The 641-nt window shown below is 52.4% G+C and carries 1 protein-coding gene; it reads right to left on the bottom strand.

Going from position 1 to position 641, the window contains the following annotated elements; genetic code table 11:
- Positions 1-413: 413 nt before the first annotated feature.
- A partial coding sequence (locus JMF97_RS32450; RefSeq protein ID WP_203224661.1) for a type II secretion system F family protein occupies positions 414-641 on the bottom strand: 228 nt, incomplete at its 5' end.

Here is a 641-nt window from a genome sequence, read left to right as displayed (position 1 = left end):
GTTGAGTACGCTTTTGCCTTGGCTGTGCGCCTTGACCCAGCCGCGGGTGTTACGTAGGTCGAGGAACAGCAGCGGATCCTGTCCGGCATGACGGCCGCGAACTCGATAGTTGAGGCCCCACTCGTGGCCGATCAGGTCCCTGTCTCTTATACACATCTAGATGTGTATAAGAGACAGATTCCAACTCATGCAATTTGCATGATTTCGAAAATCGTCAAAAATACCAAGCCATTGATATATAACGATTTTTTTTACGTTTCAAAGTTGGCACAGCGTTCGCAATATACCCAGTAACCCTGCTGACAAGACACGCAGCAGACTTTCCAGAAAAACAGGAGTTACTCGTATGAAGAAGTTCGCTATCACTGCCGCTGCTGCTACCGCGCTGACCCTGACCTGTCTCTTATACACATCTAGATGTGTATAAGAGACAGGCTGTTACCCGCCGCGACCTCCTGCTTGACCTCGTCCACCAGCTTGCGCATGGCCGGGTTCTCGAAGCCCTCGCCGATGATGTCGAACGATTGCAGCAGCGGTACGCCGGCTTTCATCATCGTCGCCATCTGCCGGGTGAACAGGGCGATGTCCTGGGCCTTGATGCGTTTACCCAGGTTGAGAATCGACACCGACTTCTTGCGTAC

This window comes from Micromonospora fiedleri (genome assembly GCF_016774385.1).
Lineage (GTDB): Bacteria > Actinomycetota > Actinomycetes > Mycobacteriales > Micromonosporaceae > Micromonospora > Micromonospora gifhornensis.
This window is presented reverse-complemented; position numbering and strand designations above follow the sequence as displayed.